The 15,809-nt window shown below is 61.7% G+C and carries 18 protein-coding genes; 12 read left to right on the top strand and 6 right to left on the bottom strand.

The genetic code is table 11. The annotated features are described in order from the left end of the window. Window positions 1–105 precede the first annotated feature (105 nt). From recA to OPV09_RS26900, 7 genes are all read left to right on the top strand, one after another. Window positions 106–1,209 (top strand): recombinase RecA, encoded by a 1,104-nt coding sequence (gene recA, locus OPV09_RS26930; protein ID WP_338679899.1) that lies wholly within the window; start codon window positions 106–108, stop codon window positions 1,207–1,209. Window positions 1,210–1,412: 203 nt separating this feature from the next. Continuing rightward, on the top strand, window positions 1,413–1,868 hold the full coding sequence (gene recX, locus OPV09_RS26925) for a recombination regulator RecX (RefSeq protein ID WP_034746072.1): 456 nt from the start codon (window positions 1,413–1,415) through the stop codon (window positions 1,866–1,868). A 156-nt stretch (window positions 1,869–2,024) separates the two neighbouring features. Beyond that, window positions 2,025–3,563: a class I SAM-dependent methyltransferase gene (locus OPV09_RS26920; protein WP_338679897.1), complete on the top strand. Its 1,539-nt coding sequence runs from the start codon at window positions 2,025–2,027 to the stop codon at window positions 3,561–3,563. Window positions 3,564–3,840: 277 nt separating this feature from the next. Further along, window positions 3,841–4,401, top strand: coding sequence for a DUF2889 domain-containing protein (locus OPV09_RS26915; RefSeq protein ID WP_338679896.1), 561 nt, complete (start codon window positions 3,841–3,843; stop codon window positions 4,399–4,401). A 78-nt stretch (window positions 4,402–4,479) separates the two neighbouring features. Further along, a complete protein-coding gene (gene sucC, locus OPV09_RS26910) occupies window positions 4,480–5,649 on the top strand; it encodes an ADP-forming succinate--CoA ligase subunit beta (RefSeq protein ID WP_034746081.1) in 1,170 nt (389 codons plus the stop codon). A gap of 13 nt (window positions 5,650–5,662) precedes the next feature. Then, a complete protein-coding gene (gene sucD / locus OPV09_RS26905) occupies window positions 5,663–6,544 on the top strand; it encodes a succinate--CoA ligase subunit alpha (protein WP_034746085.1) in 882 nt (293 codons plus the stop codon). A gap of 215 nt (window positions 6,545–6,759) precedes the next feature. Next, window positions 6,760–7,224 carry a pilin gene (locus OPV09_RS26900; RefSeq protein WP_338679893.1) on the top strand — a complete coding sequence of 155 codons (465 nt, stop codon included), beginning with the start codon at window positions 6,760–6,762 and terminating at the stop codon, window positions 7,222–7,224. A gap of 21 nt (window positions 7,225–7,245) precedes the next feature. Here the strand turns inward: OPV09_RS26900 and OPV09_RS26895 are convergent, their stop codons facing one another. Continuing rightward, entirely contained in the window at window positions 7,246–7,968 is a 723-nt protein-coding gene (locus tag OPV09_RS26895) for a flagellar brake protein (RefSeq protein ID WP_034746089.1), read from the bottom strand. 162 nt (window positions 7,969–8,130) lie between these two features. On the opposite strand from OPV09_RS26895, the gene OPV09_RS26890 reads away from it, so the two are divergent. After that, window positions 8,131–8,511 carry a DUF6713 family protein gene (locus tag OPV09_RS26890; RefSeq protein ID WP_338679891.1) on the top strand — a complete coding sequence of 127 codons (381 nt, stop codon included), beginning with the start codon at window positions 8,131–8,133 and terminating at the stop codon, window positions 8,509–8,511. Here the strand turns inward: OPV09_RS26890 and moaC are convergent, their stop codons facing one another. Continuing rightward, complete coding sequence (moaC, locus tag OPV09_RS26885; protein WP_338679890.1) at window positions 8,512–9,018, bottom strand: cyclic pyranopterin monophosphate synthase MoaC; 507 nt, start codon at window positions 9,016–9,018, stop codon at window positions 8,512–8,514. Window positions 9,019–9,285: 267 nt separating this feature from the next. Here moaC and OPV09_RS26880 point away from each other — a divergent pair, with 267 nt between their 5' ends. Beyond that, the gene (locus OPV09_RS26880) at window positions 9,286–10,794 is read left to right on the top strand and encodes a M48 family metalloprotease (protein ID WP_419177869.1); all 1,509 of its coding nucleotides are present in this window, start codon (window positions 9,286–9,288) and stop codon (window positions 10,792–10,794) included. Here the strand turns inward: OPV09_RS26880 and OPV09_RS26875 are convergent. The 4 genes from OPV09_RS26875 to OPV09_RS26860 all read right to left on the bottom strand — a co-directional run bounded on the left by OPV09_RS26875 (window position 10,791) and on the right by OPV09_RS26860 (window position 13,097). Next, window positions 10,791–11,387, bottom strand: a complete 597-nt coding sequence (locus OPV09_RS26875; RefSeq protein WP_338679889.1) for a DUF2946 family protein — start codon at window positions 11,385–11,387, stop codon at window positions 10,791–10,793. The two genes, OPV09_RS26880 and OPV09_RS26875, sit on opposite strands and share 4 nt — an antisense overlap. After that, entirely contained in the window at window positions 11,380–12,405 is a 1,026-nt protein-coding gene (locus OPV09_RS26870; RefSeq protein WP_319990575.1) for a YheT family hydrolase, read from the bottom strand. The genes OPV09_RS26875 and OPV09_RS26870 overlap by 8 nt, the downstream gene beginning before the upstream one ends. After that, entirely contained in the window at window positions 12,405–12,830 is a 426-nt protein-coding gene (locus OPV09_RS26865) for a YybH family protein (RefSeq protein WP_034746103.1), read from the bottom strand. The genes OPV09_RS26870 and OPV09_RS26865 overlap by 1 nt, the downstream gene beginning before the upstream one ends. Before the next feature lie 72 nt (window positions 12,831–12,902). Beyond that, window positions 12,903–13,097, bottom strand: coding sequence for a zinc-finger domain-containing protein (locus tag OPV09_RS26860; RefSeq protein WP_034746106.1), 195 nt, complete (start codon window positions 13,095–13,097; stop codon window positions 12,903–12,905). Window positions 13,098–13,355: 258 nt separating this feature from the next. Between OPV09_RS26860 and OPV09_RS26855 the strand changes: the two genes are divergently transcribed. The 3 genes from OPV09_RS26855 (at window position 13,356) to OPV09_RS26845 (ending at window position 15,722) form a co-directional block, all read left to right on the top strand. Continuing rightward, window positions 13,356–14,090, top strand: coding sequence for an AzlC family ABC transporter permease (locus OPV09_RS26855; protein ID WP_338679886.1), 735 nt, complete (start codon window positions 13,356–13,358; stop codon window positions 14,088–14,090). Continuing rightward, complete coding sequence (locus OPV09_RS26850; protein WP_034746111.1) at window positions 14,083–14,433, top strand: AzlD domain-containing protein; 351 nt, start codon at window positions 14,083–14,085, stop codon at window positions 14,431–14,433. Before OPV09_RS26855 ends, OPV09_RS26850 begins: the two co-directional genes overlap by 8 nt. A 77-nt stretch (window positions 14,434–14,510) precedes the next feature. After that, a complete protein-coding gene (locus tag OPV09_RS26845) occupies window positions 14,511–15,722 on the top strand; it encodes a phosphoglycerate kinase (RefSeq protein WP_331777216.1) in 1,212 nt (403 codons plus the stop codon). Window positions 15,723–15,809 lie beyond the last annotated feature (87 nt).

The raw sequence follows: 15,809 nt of genomic DNA, 5'->3' as shown, positions 1-15,809 counted from the left end.
GTACTGTCTGTGTAAAGAATTTAACCCACTGGCGCTATCGCAGGCTGCACGGTTCACGTAGATGCGTCACGTGAATCCGCAACTGTAGAACGGCTGAAAGAACATATGGACGATAAAAAAGCTGTAGTACCCGCATCGGAAAAAGCCAAGGCGCTCGCCGCCGCACTGGCGCAGATCGAGAAGCAGTTTGGCAAAGGTTCGGTCATGCGCATGGATGCCAGCGCACCGATCGAAGAAGTGCAAGTCGTGTCGACCGGTTCGCTCGGCCTCGATATCGCGCTGGGCGTGGGCGGCTTGCCGCGCGGCCGCGTGGTGGAAATCTACGGTCCGGAATCGTCGGGTAAAACCACCTTGACCCTGCAAACCATCGCCGAAATGCAAAAACTGGGCGGCACGTGCGCCTTTATCGATGCCGAGCACGCGCTCGACGTCGGTTACGCGCAAAAGCTGGGCGTGAACCTGCACGAATTGCTGATCTCGCAACCGGACACGGGCGAGCAGGCGCTGGAAATCTGCGACGCCCTCGTGCGTTCGGGCAGCGTCGACCTCGTCGTCATCGACTCCGTGGCCGCGCTGACGCCACGCGCCGAGATCGAAGGCGACATGGGCGATTCCCTGCCAGGCCTGCAAGCGCGCCTGATGTCGCAGGCCCTGCGCAAGCTGACCGGTTCCATCAACCGCACCAATACCCTGGTCATCTTCATCAACCAAATCCGCATGAAGATCGGCGTGATGTTCGGCAGCCCGGAAACAACCACGGGCGGCAATGCGCTGAAATTCTACGCCTCCGTGCGTCTGGATATCCGCCGCACCGGCTCGATCAAGTCCGGCGATGAAGTGATCGGCAACGAAACCAAGGTCAAGGTCGTCAAGAACAAGATCGCGCCACCGTTCAAGGAAGCGCACTTCGACATCCTGTACGGCGCAGGCACTTCGCGCGAAGGCGAAATCCTGGACCTGGGCTCGGATGCCAAGATCGTGGAAAAATCCGGTTCGTGGTACAGCTACAACGGCGAACGTATCGGCCAGGGCAAGGACAACGCCCGCGCCTTCCTGCAGGAGCGTCCGGCGCTGGCCCGCGAAATCGAAAACAAGGTCCGCGCTTCGCTGGGCGTGCGCGAACTGCCGCCGCTGGCTGCTGAAAAGCCGGAAAAAGCGGATAAAGCCGCCGACAAGGCTGCCAAGGCTACGGAAGCCAAGCCAGAGTAGGTCGGATTAGCGCGGCAAAGCCGCGCGTAATCCGACAACACCACAGACGTCAACAATGTTGTCGGATTACGGTCCAAGGGCCCTGATCCGACCTACGCATGGCTTGCCGCAAGGTAGGACCATGATCGCCGTCCCGCGCTGTTGCGCCGGGCGGCGATTGTGTTTGGGTGATGTGATTGTGGAATGAAAGACAAGGTGGGTGTATGGCCGCAGTACAACTAAGCCTGAAGGGCAGGGCGCTACGCTTTTTGTCGATGCGGGAACACAGCCGCATGGAATTGCGGCGCAAGCTTCAGCGCCATGCGCAGGAGGGCGATGACGTGGAAGCCTTGCTCGACAGCCTGGAGCAAGCCAATTGGCTGTCGCAGGAGCGCTTTTCCGAGTCGCTGATCCACCGCCGCTCGGCCCGCTTCGGCAATAGCCGCATCATGGCGGAGTTGCAAAGCCATGGCATCGGCGGCGAGGCGCTGCAGGAACTCAAGGCGGGCCTGGCCGAAGGGGAAGTTGCGCGCGCCTGCGAAGTGTGGCGCCGCAAGTTTGGTGAAGTAGCGCAGGATGCCGAGCAGCGCAACAAGCAGATGCGCTTCCTGATGCAGCGCGGCTTTTCCCAGCGCGCCGTGCAAGCGGCCTTGAAGGGGCTGGATCCCGACGAGGAATGAGGCTGGCCATGGCGCGCCGGCCGGCCTCCGTCGTGCCCCATGAACTGCGCTTTCAAACGCCGTTTGTTTCCAGTATGGCGACGCCGCGCGATAAGGTATTCTGGCGCTCGAACGCTGTGCGATGCGCGCAGCACCACTGACCGTGACAGGATCGAGATGAGCAACTGGAATGCCGGCTATGTGGCCGAAATCGCCTATACCTATGGCTATTACGAAGAATTGAATCCTCTGCGCCTGCGGCTGCCCCTGCTGGCTGCCGGGCTTGCCTTGCCGGCCAGCGGCACGGCTTGCGAGCTGGGCTTTGGCCAGGGCATCAGCGCCAACATCCATGCGGCGGCGTCTTCCACGCGCTGGCATGGCAATGATTTCAATCCGTCCCAGGCCACCTTTGCGCAGGAGCTGGCCAGCGTGACCGGCGCCGGCGCACAGTTCACGGACGAATCGTTCGCGCAGTTTTGCCGCCGTGACGACTTGCCCGATTTCGACTTTATCTGCCTGCACGGGATCTGGAGCTGGGTCTCGGCAGAAAATCGCGCCTTGATCGTCGATTTCCTGCAGCGCAAGCTGAAAGTGGGTGGCGTCGCCTATATCAGCTATAACACGCAGCCGGGCTGGAGTGCCATGATGCCGATGCGCGACTTGCTGGCCGAGCATAGCCGCGTCATGAGCGCGCCCGGCGTGGGCGTGCTGGCACGAGTCGACGGCGCCATCGATTTTGTCGACAGGATGATCGCCGTGCAACCGCGCTACCTGGAGGCCAATCCCCTGCTGGCGGACCGTTTCGAGAAGCTGAAAGCGCTGGACCGCAACTATATTGCACACGAATATTTCAATGCGGATTGGCAGCCGATGGCCTTTTCCAGCGTTGCGGCCATGCTGGGCGAGGCCAAGCTGGAGTTCGCCTCGTCCGCCAACTATACCGCTCTGGTCGACATGCTGAACCTGACGGCCGAACACCAGCAATTCCTGGCCGAGATACCCGATCCCGTCTTCCGCGAGACGACGCGCGCCTTTCTCGTCAACGAGCAATTCCGCAAGGATTACTGGGTCAAGGGCGCGCGCAGGCTGACGCCGTTGGCCCAGGTCAGCGCCGTGCGGGCCGTGCGCGTGATGCTGGCCGTGCCCCGCGACGAAGTGGTGTTGAGCGTGCACGGGGTGCTGGGCGACGCCGATATGGACGAGCGCGTGTATGCGCCCGTGCTCGACGCCATGGCCGACCATCGCGTGTACACGATAGGCGAACTGGAGCTGCAACTGGCGGGTAGCGAAGCCGGCCTGGCCGCCTTGCTGCAGATCATATTGGTGCTGGTCAGCAAGGGCAGCGTGCTTGCCGTCCAGGACGAGGCCGACATCGCTGTGGCGCGGCCGCAGACGGCGCGGCTGAATGCGCACTTGCTGGAGCAGGCGCTGGCAAGAACCGACTTGCACAGCCTCGCCAGCCCCCTGACGGGCGGCGGCGTGGTTGTATCGCATTTACAACAACTGTTCCTGTGGGCAAAACAGCAAGGTTGTCCAACGCCGCAAGAATGGGTGCGCGCGACGTGGCCGGTACTGCTGCGCCTGGAGCAACTGCTGACGAAGGACGGGCAGCCCTTGTTGACGGAAGAGGAAAACCTGGCCGAACTGCTGGCGCGCGCGGAATATTTTTCCGCGCGCACCTTGCCCGTTTTACGCGCACTGGGTGTGGCTGACTGAAGCGCGGCGCCGGCCAGTGCGCCGGTGCCGCAGGCATGCTTTCAAGTTATCTGCATTGTGAATAATTGTCATTGATTTTGCGATTTTCGTTAATGATTTGCGGCAGACGGCACGACCAATAAAAAATTATGTTGCGGCGCAACTAGCGCCCTGTGTGCTACACTTTTAGGGTTTTTGCGGCGCCGCAGGTGCGGTTGCTGTTCGTAGAAGCTGCGAACAGAGTGCTTTAGGCACATGGCTGCTTACTAATTATGGCCGCGCAAGCGGCATCGGTCTTATGCCCCTGTCAACTCCCGTATCCCGGCGCGCCCTACGGCACTCCCGCGTTATCGACGTCCAAGCGTATATGCGCGACGACGGCCTGTGGGATATTGACGCCCATATCACCGACATCAAAAGCTATGACGCGACCCTGGCCTCCGGCCCCCGTCCCGCCGGCGCCCCTCTGCATGACCTCCACTTACGTATTACCGTCGATCGCGAACTGACCATTGTCGAGGCCGAAGCTGCCTCCGATGCCGTGCCCTATCCCGATTTTTGCGATACCATCGGCCCCGCTTACAGGGCGCTGATCGGTTTGAATTTATTGAAGAATTTCCGCCGCGACTTGAAACAGCGCCTGGCGGGAATCGCTGGCTGTACCCATTTGACCGAACTGGCGCAAGTCTTGCCGACTGCGACGGTTCAGGCATTTGCCGGCGATGTCTGGTCGACCCGTGACGGTGAGAATGCTGACTTGTCGCATGAAAAGCCGTTTCAACTCGACAAATGCCACGCCCTGCGCACCGATGGTGGGGCAGTTGCACAGTATTACCCGCGCTGGGTAGCCAAAGCGTGACCCCGGCGCTCTGTTTTTCCTGTTTTTTTTGCACCACTAACCGTATTTTTACAAATCAGTATCAGAAGGGAAGCCAGCATGAAAATCCATGAGTATCAAGCCAAAGAAATCCTCCGGCAGCACGGAGTGACGGTACCACGCGGTATTCCGTGCATGTCCGTCGAAGAAGCCGTCAAGGCTGCGGAAACCCTGGGCGGCCCGGTATGGGTTGTCAAGGCGCAGATCCACGCAGGTGGCCGCGGCAAGGGCGGCGGCGTGAAAGTGGCAAAATCGATCGAGCAGGTCAAGGAATACGCTGACCAGATCATGGGCATGCAGCTGATCACGCACCAGACCAGCGCCGAAGGCCAGAAAGTCAACCGCCTGCTGGTGGAAGAAGGCGCCGACATCAAACAAGAACTGTACGTTTCGCTGGTCACCGACCGCGTCACCCAGAAAATCGTCCTGATGGCTTCGTCCGAAGGCGGCATGGACATCGAAGAAGTGGCCGAGAGCCACCCAGAGAAGATCCATCACGTCACCATCGATCCAGGCACCGGCCTGACCGATGCCCAGGCAGACGACATCGCCGCCAAAATCGGCGTGCCTGCCGGTTCCATCGCCGACGCCCGCGTCAACCTGCAAGGCCTGTACAAAGCGTACTGGGAAACCGATTGCTCGCTGGCCGAGATCAACCCGCTGATCGTCACCGGCAGCGGCAAAGTCATCGCCCTGGACGCCAAGTTCAACTTTGACCCGAACGCCCTGTTCCGTCATCCGGAAATCGTCGCCCTGCGCGATCTGGACGAAGAAGATCCAGCTGAAATCGAAGCGTCGAAATTCGACCTGGCCTACATTTCGCTCGACGGCAACATCGGTTGCCTGGTGAACGGCGCCGGCCTGGCCATGGCTACCATGGACACCATCAAGCTGTTCGGCGGCGAGCCAGCCAACTTCCTGGACGTCGGCGGCGGCGCCACGGCAGAAAAAGTCACCGAAGCGTTCAAGATCATGCTGAAAAACCCAGGCCTGAAAGCCATCCTGGTGAACATTTTCGGCGGCATCATGCGTTGCGACGTGATCGCTGAAGGCGTGATCGCCGCAGTGAAAGCCGTCTCGCTGAACGTGCCACTGGTCGTGCGCATGAAGGGCACCAACGAAGACCTGGGCAAGAAGATGCTGGCCGATTCCGGTCTGCCTATCATCGCAGCCGACACCATGGAAGATGCAGCCAAGAGCGTCGTTGCCGCTGCTGCCGGTCAAGCTTAATTAAGGAATCAACATGTCCATTCTGATCAATAAAGATACCAAAGTCGTTACCCAAGGGATCACCGGCAAGACCGGCCAGTTCCACACCCGCGGTTGCCGCGACTACGCGAACGGCAAAGCTGCCTTCGTGGCAGGCGTGAACCCGAAGAAAGCCGGCGAAGATTTCGAAGGCATTCCTATTTTCGCTAACGTTACCGAAGCGAAAAAAGAAACCGGCGCCAACGTTTCCGTGATCTACGTACCGCCAGCAGGCGCGGCAGCGGCGATCTGGGAAGCTGTCGAAGCTGAAATGGATCTGGCCATTTGCATCACCGAAGGCATTCCTGTCCGCGACATGATGGCCCTGAAAGACCGCATGGCTAAAGCCAACAGCAAGACCTTGCTGCTGGGCCCTAACTGCCCAGGCCTGATCACGCCAGACGAAATCAAGATCGGCATCATGCCAGGTCACATCCACAAGAAGGGCCGTATCGGCGTGGTGTCCCGTTCGGGCACCCTGACCTATGAAGCAGTGGGTCAATTGACCGCACTGGGTCTGGGCCAATCGTCGGCAGTCGGCATCGGCGGCGACCCGATCAACGGTCTGAAGCACATCGACATCATGAAGATGTTCAATGACGATCCAGATACCGACGCGGTCATCATGATCGGCGAAATCGGTGGTCCAGACGAAGCCAACGCGGCTTATTGGATCAAAGACAACATGAAAAAACCGGTCGTTGGCTTCATCGCTGGCGTAACCGCTCCTCCAGGCAAGCGCATGGGCCACGCCGGCGCGCTGATCTCGGGCGGTGCCGATACGGCACAAGCCAAGCTGGAAATCATGGAAGCTTGCGGCATCACCGTGACCAAAAACCCGTCGGAAATGGCGCGTCTGCTGAAAGCCATGCTGTAATTTTCAGCCTGGTTCATGCAGTACAAAAAAGGAGCTTCGGCTCCTTTTTTTTTGTCCGCAAGACAGGCCAATTCCCGGCTTGGGGGGACGGCGCTGGTCCGAACCCGCCCAAATGCGTCGCTTTTCTTTCCAGGCGTACCGCCGCTGCCCGGGCGCGCCGCTGGCATGGCGCTTGCACCATGCACGGCACGAGCAACGCACAATGGGAGGATACGATGCGCGCGCAAAGCGGATTTACCCTGATAGAACTGATGATCGTGGTGGCCATCGCCGGCATCCTGGCGGCCGTGGCCATTCCCCAGTACGGCGACTATACGATGCGGGCCAAGGTCAGCAATGTGCTGGCGGCCGCTGCACCATTGAAAACGGCCGTGGCCCTGTGCGTGCAGGAAAATGGCGGCGAAGCGGCTGCCTGCAGCACGCCGACCCCGGCCGTGCCCAGCGCCATTCCCGTGTTCAGTGCCACGCGCGAAGTGGCCAGCGGAAAGGTCGACAAGGGCGATATCGTGCTGACCTTGGCGGCCGACCTGGGCACGGGTATCGGTGGACAAACCGTGACGATGACCATGAAGCCGGGCACCAGCAGCCTGACCTGGTTCAATAGCACCACCGTGACGAATCCGGCAGCGAAGGAAGCGATTACCAAAAGCAACATTCCCGACGTGACATCGACGCTGTAGGTGGCGTTTGCCAGTTGGGTATCAGACGATTTTTTGCCGGTCCGCGATCAGCGCTTCATACGTGAGGTTTTGCAGCAGGGTGTAGTGGGTCGGTTCCAGGTCGATGAATTGCACGCCGTACGTATGAATTTCAGCTACCCCGGTGGCGTGGCCATTCGACGGCTTGCCCACGCTCACGTTCTGGATGCGGGCGCGCGTGTTGACGCGCATCTGATGCTTGTTCGGCTGCACCAGCAGGGTAAAGCTCAGCGCCACGCCTTCGTCATCGGGCGTAAGCATGCTGGGCGCCTCGATCAGCGCGCCCGAGACGCTGAGGTTGACGATGAACACGGGCACGGCCGCCACGTCGCGGTAGCTCAGCTGCGCCGGAATGTCCACCTTGACGCGCATGGCCGTGCGCAGACTGGTGCCCTGGATGGCATCGGGAAAGCTCAGGTGGACATAGTTGAGCGGGCGGCCGAAGATGCGCAGCACGCTGCAGGAAAACGAACAGACGGTGACACCGGAAAATACGCGGATGGTCAGCTTGTCGCCCTCGTTGAGCATGATGGACGCGCCGTTTTCCATGGGAATCTTGACGATCAGGTACTCGTCTTTCACATAGCCGATCACGGTCGAGAAATGCTGGATGGGTTTGATGGTGCGGTGCGTGATGAACTGGATGCGTCCCCCCACCTGCAGATTCATGGCCTCGAAGTCGAAGTCCTGGAGCTTGGTTTCCGCGGCGGGTCTGTTGCTTGTCATGCGATGCTCATGTGGATATGGACGACTCGCAGTATGCATGATTTCTTGATGAAAAAGCATTTATATCAATGAAATTCATTTTTACATCGAAAGTGCCATAGGCACATGCCGGTGCGCGGTGCAGGCTTTACAATGAGATCAATATTGACGAATGTAAATCTTATGCCGCGCAGCTACTTCTGGACCATGTTGTTCCTGATCTTGCATCAAATCGACGCTGCCTACTGGAAAGAGTGGGAGATGTTTCATCTGCCGGGCGGCGTGCAGGGTTTTCTCGTGTTTAACCTGGCGGCGATTACCTTGGTGCTGGCCGGTTACCGGCACGTGCTGCTGGCCACCGCGCGGGCGCCCCTGTACGCTTGTGTCTGCGCCGCGCTGGGCGTGGGAACGTTCCTGATCCACGCCGGCTTTGCGCTGGCAGGGCTGGAGCAATTCCACTTGCCCCTGTCCATGGCCATCATCGTACTGTGCCTGGCCAGTGCCGTCTGGCTGCTGCGCGACTTGCGCCGCGTCCAAGGCCATCTTGCGCGCCACGCAAAATAATTACACCTCGGCGTGCCAATCGCCCGACTTGCCGCCATGCTTTTCCAGCACGCGCACATTCGTCATGACCATGCCCCGGTCGACGGCCTTGCACATGTCGTAGATCGTCAACAAGCCGATTTGCACGGAAGTGAGCGCTTCCATTTCCACGCCCGTCTTGCCCGTCGTATCGACCTGGGCGCGGCAGTGCACGCTGTTGGCCGCTTCATCCACTTCAAAATCGACGGTGACGCGCGTGAGGGCCAGCGGGTGGCACAGGGGAATCAGGTCGCTCGTGCGCTTGGCACCCATGATGGCGGCGATGCGGGCGATGCCCAGCACGTCGCCTTTTTTTGCATTGCCGGAAATGATCAATGCCAGGGTGGCCGGCTGCATGCGGATGGTGCCGGCGGCCACGGCGCTGCGCCGCGTGTCTTCCTTGCTGCCCACATCGACCATATGGGCCTGGCCCGTGGCGTCGAAATGGGTCAGTTCTCCGGCGGGGGCTTGCTTGTCTACTGTTGTCATGGCGTCAAAATAGGTAAGAAAAGGGAAGCGCGGCACTCCCTGTCACGACCTCATGCCACTGGCATGACGCGTGGGAATGGGCGCCGCTAACAAGGTATGATAGCACCCGTGAATTCAAAAACTCCCCTTCCGATCATCGTTGAAAATGCCGCTGCGGCATGGCTGCGCGGCTCCCGGCGCGCGTCCGTGCTGGCTGCCTTGTGGCTGGCGGCGCCCTGTGCGCTGGCGCAAACCTATACGTCCGCGCCAGCGGTGCCGGCCGCCAGCGTGGCGGCCAAGCCGGGAAGCGGCTGGACGCCGCTGGCCGTGCCGCCGGCGCCGAACCTGCCGAACTTGGGCGACACGTCGCGCGAAGACCTGTCGCCGGCGATGGAGCGCAAGATCGGCGAGGAAATCATGCGCGGCATCCGCGGCGACCGCGACTATCTCGACGACGCGCCTCTGCTCGAATACCTGAATACCTTCGGCAACGCGCTCGTGGCGGCACGCCCCAGCGTGCGCGGTGAAACGAATTACGACTATTTCTTCTTTGCCGTACGCGATCCCCAGTTGAACGCGTTTGCCTTGCCCGGCGGCTTCATCGGCGTGCACTCGGCCCTGGTGCTGGCGGCGCAAACGGAGGCGGAACTGGCGTCCGTGCTGTCGCACGAGATCGGTCACGTGGCGCAGCGCCATATCGCGCGCATGCTGGGCCAGCAGCGCCAGGACGCCCTGATGCCGCTGGCCGCCATGCTGCTGGCGGCGCTCGCTTCGAGGGCGGGCGGCGACGTGGCCATGGGCGTGTTTGCCGCCGGCCAGGGCCTGGCCATCCAGCGCCAGCTCAATTTCGGCCGCGACGCCGAACGCGAGGCGGACCGCATCGGTTTCCAGATCATGGGCGAAGCCGGTTTCGACACCACCGGCATGGTGGCCTTCTTTGGCCGCATGCAGGCGGCCAGCCGCTCGTACAGCGACTTGATGCCCGCCTATCTGCAGACCCATCCGCTGACGACGGAGCGCATCGCCGACATCCAGGCGCGCATCCGCGAGCAGCCGTACAAGCAGCGTGCGGACAGCCTGAGTTTCCATCTGGCCCGTGCGCGCGCCCGCGTGCTGCAGGATGAAAGCGTGCAAGGCCTGTTGAACGCCAAGGCCGTCTTCAAGACGCAGCTGGAGCAGCAAAGCCGCTTCCAGGTGACGGCCGCCCATTACGGTTTGTCCTTTGTCGCTGTCAAGCAGGGCAAGCCGGCGGAGGCGCAAAAGGAACTCGATGCGGCCAATGCGGCCCTGCACCAGCCCGTCGGGCCGAATGTGTTTACCTCGGGCGGCACGCAGGCGCCCAATTCCTTGCTGACGGCGATGGGGCTGGAAGTGCTGTTGATGCCGGCGCAAAAGAAGGAAGTGGCGCAGCAAGCCCTGAAGGCGGCCGATGCTGCGCGCCAGCAATTTCCCCTCTCGCGCGGCATTGCCCACCAGTATGCGGAAGCGCTGATGGCTGCCGGCAAGCTGGAGCAATCGACCGTGTATTTGCGCGAGCAGGTGCAGCTGTACAAGGAAGAGCCGGAACTGTACGACTTGCTGGCGAAAGCCTATGCGGACCAGGGCAAGATGACCTTGCAGCACATGGCGCTGGCTGAATCCTACGTGCTGCAGGGCGCCACCATGGCCGCGCTGGACCAGCTGACGATCGCCCGCAAATCGACGGACGCAACTTTTTATGACCAGGCCGTGATCGATGCGCGCGAGCGTGAACTGCAGGAAAAGCGCCGCGAGCAGATCAAGGACCAGAAGGGCTAGTTTTTATCGGCTTGCGGCGCCCGCTGGAAGCCGAAGGTCTGCGGCACGGAGTCATAGCCCAGCGGCTGCACGGCGATCTCCTTGCTGTCATGCAATAACATCAAATTGCCTTGAGCATGCTCCAGCCAGGCTAGCAGGGTCTCGTCGCTCAAGGCCAGCCCATCAACGCGCAGCGACGCCAGCACTTGCGCCATGTCGCGGTCGTCGACCTGCGCCACGATATCGGCGTGGCGCAAGATCAGCGCGCCGTTGTCGCACAGGTAAACCTGCTCGATTCTCGATAGTGGCGCGCCCGTCTGCAAGACAAAACCGTGTTGCGGGTCGCTGCGGGCGATGTACGGCGTCGCTTCCAGGTTCACATACACGCGCTGCGGGCCATTCTGGAAAAACCAGCAGCCGCGTTCATCCTGGGCGTAATTGCGGTTGATGAAATTCAACAGGGCCGCGTGGGCGATCTTGTCGCCGGGCAGTTGTTGCTGTTGCGCCTGCTGGTCGCGCATGCGCCATTGGCCGCGCGCGTCCAGGCCCAGCCAGCCGTAGCAGTGGGGTACGTTCGGCCATTTGACCAGGGCTTGCTTGACGAGTTCATCCATGTGTAGCGTTTTCCGTGTGAGTGCGCGCACCGCCAGCGTGCCAGCTTTGCGGTGCGAACGGCGCCATGTTGCCGTTTTCAAAGAAGGAAAGCAGCCGTTGCGGCAGCCAATACAAGCTTCCCGGCAGCTTGCCAGCGGCAAAGCCGACGTGGCCGCCGTGGCGCGGATACTCGAGCGTGACCTTCGGCGCGGCGCTGCGCGGCAAGAAGCGCCCGGGCAGGAAAGGATCGTTTTGCGCATTCAGCACCAGGGTCGGCACGGTGATATCTTGCAAGACGTGTTTGGCGCTGGCGCGGTGCCAGTAGTCGTCGGCGTCGCGGTAGCCGTGCAGCGGTGCCGTGACGACATTATCGAAGGCGTGCAGATCGCGCGCGGCCAGCATGGCGTCGCGCGCGAACAGGCCGGGAAACTGCTCGAGCTTGGCCAGGCATTTCGGCTTCAAGGTGTTCAGGAACATGCGCGTGTAGAGCCGGTTGGCGCCGGAAGACAGGGCCTTGCCCCCTTGCGCCAGGTCCAGCGGGGCGGACACGGCCGCTGCCGCATCGATGAAATCGGCCTGGTGCTGCGATTGGCCCAGCCAGCACAGCAGGGCGTTGCCGCCCAGCGAGACGCCGGCCGCATACAACTTTCCCGTGGCGCGCGGGCGCAGGCGCTGCACGATCCAATCCACTTCCTGCGCATCGCCCGAATGGTAAAAACGGGGCGCCAGGTTCGCCTCGCCCGAGCAGCCGCGAAAATGCGGCACGGCGCCCGACCAGCCGCGCGCGGCCACCTCGGCCATCAGTGAGCGCGCGTAATGGCTGTTCGACGAGCCTTCCAGACCGTGGAACAGCACCACGAAGGGCTGGCCAGGCTGGCCGTCGACCAGGTCGACGTCGACGAAATCGCCATCGGGCGCTTGCCAGCGTTCGCGGCGGAAGGCCACGGCCGGCTTGGCGAGGCATACGGCCGGATAAATCGTTTGCGCGTGGCCGCCAGGCAGCCACAGCGGGGCGGTGTAGGAAAGAGACAAAGCCATCAGTGCAGGATCTGCGTCCCCGCGGCGTCGGCCGGTGCGCCACCGGGGGCGATGGAAGCGTGGTGCAGCACGATGCGCCAGCCGCGCGGCGTTTTTACATACACATTCGTGGCCAGCAGATGCGCCGGGCCGCCTTCTTCCTGGGTCACGCCTTCGATCACCGTGTGCACCGAACTCATCAGATTGTGCGTTTCATGCAGCTGCGCCGGCACGATGTGCAGGCCGCCGCCGGCCAGGATGGTTTCCCACGAGGCGCGGATGGCGGCATGGCCGATCAGGCGCGCGCCACCCGGGTGGATGCAGACGATCTCTTCATCGTCGGCCCATAGCGCCATCAGCGCTTCGAGGTCGGCGCGGTGCAAGGCATCGTAGAACGCCGCTTCGACTTCGGCGGCGCTGCCATTGAGTTCTTTCAGACGTTTCATGACGACTCCGGGCTGATCGCTATAACTTGATGCAAATAAAAACGGCGCGCTGGGGGCGCGCCGCTGGGCAGTTTAATGATGGCCGGCGCTGGCGCCTTCCTTCAGCGTGTAGGCCGTGCCGCAGTACGGGCACTTGGCGACGCCGTCCTTGTTAAATTCCAGGAACACGCGCGGATGCGACGACCACAGCGGCATGGCCGGGTTAGGGCAGTGGGCTGGCAAGTCTTTACTGTCGAGTTCGACCGCTGGCTGGGTGGTTTTTGTCATCTTGTCATGCTCCGTGAGGCTGTATGGAAGGAAGTCGGCTGCTGCCAAAAGCACGATTTTAACGGATTCAGGCAGACAGCAAAAATCATGGCTAAAATGTCGGCTTGATCATCTTCGGCTGCGGCGCGGTTTTTCGCGACAATATGGCTGCCGTAGCGCCACCCTGACTGGATTTGCCTTGCCGGTATCACCGTTGCGGAGCCGTTCTCCGCGCACCATTGTTGTGCAGTTACCACACTCTCTTCGCCGGAGCGCCGCGTGAACGCCGTCCCGGCCGCCAAGGACGACGCCCTGCTGAAAGATGCCTGGCGCGCCGGCCTGAACTTGGGGGCGCCCACCCTGCTGGGCATCGCCGCCTGGGGCATGGTGGTGGGCGTGGCCATGGTGAAAAGCGGCCTGACTGTCGCGCAGGCGGGGGCCATGACCCTGTTTGTCTTTGCCGGCTCGGCCCAGCTCGCGTCCTTGCCCCTGCTGGCCGCGCAGGCGCCCGTGTGGGTGATCTTTGCCACGGCCCTCGTCGTCAATTTGCGTTTTGTCATTTTTTCCGTGCTGCTGGCCCCCCATTTCTCCCATCTGCCGTGGCGCCAGCGCTTTGCGCTCGGCTATGTGGCCGGCGACATCACCGTGGGCCTGTTCCTGCAACGCTACCCCCATGAAACGCCGGACCCGGCCAAGCTGCCTTTCCTGAAAGGCTTGATCTACCCCAACTGGCTGGCCTGGCAAATCGGTTCCTTCATCGGCATCGTGCTGGGCGCCGTCGTGCCGGCCGAATGGGGGCTCGGTTTTGCCGGCACCCTGGCGATCCTGTGCGTGACGGTGCCGCTGATCCTCAGCCGCGCCGCCCTGTGCGGCGTGCTGGTGGCGGGCGCGGTGGCCGTGCTGGCCTTCGGCCTGCCGTATAAGCTGGGCTTGCTGGTAGCCGTCGTGGTGGGCATGGTCAGCGCCATGGCCGTGGAAGAATTGACTGAGAAATGGGCAAAACGCCATGATTGACGGCATCGACTGGGGCAGGGCCGACGTGTGGATCGCCATCGCCGTGCTGGTGGTGGCAACGGCCGCCACACGCAGCACCTTCTGGCTGATCGGCCATCACATCACCATCCCGCGCCGCGTGGGCGAGATGCTGCGCTATGCGCCGGCCTGCGCGCTGGCGGCCATCATCGCGCCCGACCTGCTGATGGAAGGGCAGCAAGTGCACTTCGACTTATCCAATTTGAAACTCTTGTCGGGTATTGCTGCCACGCTCTTTTTCGTGATTCGCCGCAATATGCTGCAAACCATCGTCTTCGGCATGCTGGTTTTCACGGGCTTGCGACTGTTGCATGTTTTTCAGTAAAGCAGGACAAATCGGGGATTTGGTCTGGTCCTTGCGGTAAAATAGCGCACTTCCTTCCACTCGTCATCTGGATCGCCATGTCAGCTGTTCTCAACTTCATCCGTCTGCAAGATTTGATCGCCCAAAATGCACTGCAAGGCAAGCGCGTGTTTATCCGCGCCGACCTGAACGTCCCGCAAGATGACAGTGGCAAGATCACCGAAGATACGCGCATCCGCGCCTCGGTGCCGGCCATTCGCGCCGCCCTTGACGCTGGCGCCGCCGTCATGGTGACGTCGCACCTGGGCCGTCCGACGGAAGGCGAGTTCAAGCCGGCCGACAGCCTGGCGCCCGTGGCGGCACGTTTGTCCGAGCTGCTGGGCCAGGAAGTTGCACTGAAACAAAACTGGATCGATGGCGCCGGCCTGGAATCCCTGGCCGCCGGCCAAGTGGTCTTGCTGGAAAACGTGCGCGTCAACAAGGGCGAAAAGAAAAACAGCGATGAGCTGGCGCAAAAAATGGCCAAATTGTGCGATATCTACGTCAATGACGCGTTCGGCACGGCCCACCGCGCCGAAGCGTCCACGCACGGCATCGCCAAGTTCGCGCCCGTCGCCTGCGCCGGCCCGCTGCTGGCCGCCGAACTCGATGCGCTGGGGAAAGCGCTGCACGCGCCAGCCCGCCCACTGCTGGCCATCGTTGCTGGTTCGAAAGTATCGAGCAAGCTGACCATTCTGAAAGCGCTGTCCGACAAGGTCGATAACCTGATCGTCGGCGGCGGCATCGCCAACACCTTCATGAAGGCCGTCGGCTTGAACGTCGGCAAGTCGCTGGTGGAAGCGGAGCTCGTTGAAGAGGCGAAAGCCATCATCGAGATCATGGCCAAGCGCGGCGCGCAAGTGCCGATTCCCGTCGACGTCGTGTGCGCCAAGGAATTCTCGCCAACGGCAGCCGCTACCGTCAAGGACGTGGCCGACGTGGCGGACGACGACATGATCCTCGATATCGGCCCGAAAACGGCGGCCCTGCTGGCGCAGCAGATCGGCGCCGCCGGCACCATCGTGTGGAACGGCCCCGTGGGCGTATTCGAATTCGACCAGTTCGGCAACGGCACCAAGACCCTGGCCTTGGCCATTGCCGATTCGAAAGCTTTCTCGATCGCTGGCGGTGGCGACACCCTGGCGGCGATTGCCAAATACGATATTACCGATAAAATCAGCTATATTTCGACCGGTGGCGGTGCTTTCCTGGAGTTCCTGGAAGGCAAAACGCTCCCAGCAGTTGAGATCCTGATGCAACGCGCAGGCTGATCCGGCCTGACTGTCGTGCCACCAAGCGCAGCCTGACCGCTGCGCTTTTACCTTGCCGGGCGGCTCAGCCGCCAGGTCTTGCTCACC

Origin of the sequence: Janthinobacterium sp. TB1-E2, assembly GCF_036885605.1 — a bacterium.
In the GTDB taxonomy this organism is placed as follows: domain Bacteria; phylum Pseudomonadota; class Gammaproteobacteria; order Burkholderiales; family Burkholderiaceae_D; genus Janthinobacterium; species Janthinobacterium aestuarii.
This window is presented reverse-complemented; position numbering and strand designations above follow the sequence as displayed.